Source organism: Ilumatobacter sp., from assembly GCF_049588435.1.
Taxonomy (GTDB): domain Bacteria; phylum Actinomycetota; class Acidimicrobiia; order Acidimicrobiales; family Ilumatobacteraceae; genus Ilumatobacter_A.
On sequence record NZ_JBAVYV010000282.1, the window covers coordinates 1 to 2,037 of the forward strand.

Annotated in this window: 1 protein-coding gene; it reads left to right on the forward strand. The window is 68.2% G+C overall.

What is annotated here, in order from left to right; genetic code table 11:
• On the forward strand, window positions 1–2,037 hold a 2,037-nt coding region (locus WBV89_RS11015; RefSeq protein WP_423981396.1), incomplete at both ends, for a hypothetical protein.

The following is a 2,037-nucleotide window of genomic DNA, read 5'->3' on the forward strand; positions in this document are numbered from 1 at the left end:
TCGTCGACGGTCGCGATCTCGACGTCATCGGGTCGGCGCACCTGCGTGCAGACAGTGATCCCGATGCGTTGTCAACGGTCCTACGAGGAAGCGTAGACGCCACCGCCGCGCTGAGCATCGCGCCGGACGAGGGCGGCGAGAGGACCGAGCCGGGTCGCGCCGTCGACGCAGTCGACGACGACGTCGACACCGGCTGGACGCTGGTCGGACCGGCGGGTGCAGGCCTCGACCTGGCGTTCCCGGAGCAACCGGTTCGGAGCGTTCGGATCCTGTCGTCGGCGGGGGAGGGATGGGAACTTCTCGAGCAGGTGACGGTGCTCGTGGGTGACGATCGGTTCACTGTCGAACTGCGACCGGCGGGTGGCTGCGACCCCGATGACGATGGCTCGCCGCGATGCAGCATCGCTGGCGCGCTCGAGCTGGACGAGTCGATCGTCGCTTCGTCGGTGTCGGTCCTGATCCCCGAGTCGGACCCGGAGTTTCGCGGCCCGAACTCGTTCGGGCCACGATCGGTGCGGATCGACGAGATCGTGGTCAACGACGGTGGGAACCCCGGCCGCGCGACGCTTCTCGACCGATCCGACCCGCTCCCCGAGGACTGTGTCGACGTCGGCCTGAGATTCGGTCGAACGGCCGAGCCCGACGAGGCGATCCCGGTGTCCTTCGTCGGGACCGTCGGTGATCTCCTCGACGGCGACGAGCTCGAGGTCGCGTCGTGCGTACCCATCGAAGCCGAGGCGGGTACGGCCTACGTCGATGCCGGTGAGCTCGGGCTCTTGGACATCGTGGGTCTCCGCTCCACCGACTGGGACGACCGACCGGTCGAGGTCGAGCGCGCGGTCGGAGCGACGGCGACCAGGACCGGCCGATTCGAATCCGACGCGACGCTCGACGGGCCGAGCATCGTCGTGCTGCAGCAGTCGTTCGATCCGCGGTGGCAACTCGAGATCGACGGTGTCAGCGCCGGCTCGTCGATGCCAGTCGACGCGGGGAACGGATGGATCGTCGAGCACAGCGGCCAGGTCGATCTCGTCGCCGAGTTCGACGGCGAACGAAAGGTGACGGTTGCGGTCTGGGTTTCCCTGTTCTTCGTCGTTCTCTGCGGTCTGCTGATTACTGCCCGTCCTCGGCGGTTCCATCTCGACGACGAGAGCGAGGTCGCCCTGGGTGACGATGAGTCCGAGCTCGTCGACCCAGGACTCCCGCGATCCACCGGGGCGGCGCGAGTGCGGGTCGCAATCGGCGCCGCGACCATCATCGGAGTTGCGTTCATCGGACTCTTGACGATTGTGGTCGGGTTGGGAGTCTGGCTGGTGTCGCGCCGAACGAATCGTCCGGAGCGGTTCGTCGGCCTCGTCCCGCCTCTGCTGTTGGCGATGGCAGCTGCCGCGACGATCGGCGGAGGCACCGGCACCAATGTGAATGTCATCTATCCGGCGAGCCGGACCGCGGCGAACGACCTGGTCATCGTGGCGATCGTCTTCGTCATCCATGTGATCGCGCTGGCCATCGCGCACGATCGCCCCGATCGGTCGGACGTTGCGACGTGGACATGGCGTCTCGACCGGACTCGAATTGCTGCGCTGCTCCGCTCACGTGATCGGCTCCTCACGTTCGCGATCGCGGTCGTCGCCGGGGTGGTGAGGGCTGCCACACTCGGCCCCGTCGACGAGCGCATCGAGCAACTGGTCGCGAACATCGATCTCGGCCTCCGTTACTCGACAGTGGCCGTGGGCGATGGAGTCGCCGTCGACCTCTCTCCGCTCGCGTGGGTCCTGGTCGCGCTCCTCGGCATGCCACCGATGGTGCTCGCCGGCGTCGCTGCCGCCGCGACCGCCCTGCTCACATCCGAGCTCGCTCGGCGGGTCCTTCATCCGGCTCCGGGTTGGCCCGCAGCCGCGCTGATCGCAGTCCTGCCCGTCACATGGAGCGTGAGTCTCTCGACGACGATTGCCGCCGCGTGCGCCGCTGGGGCCGGGGTCGCGCTGTTCCGACGACGGGAGTCGGCGGTCTCGGGCGTCGTCCTCGGATCGCTGC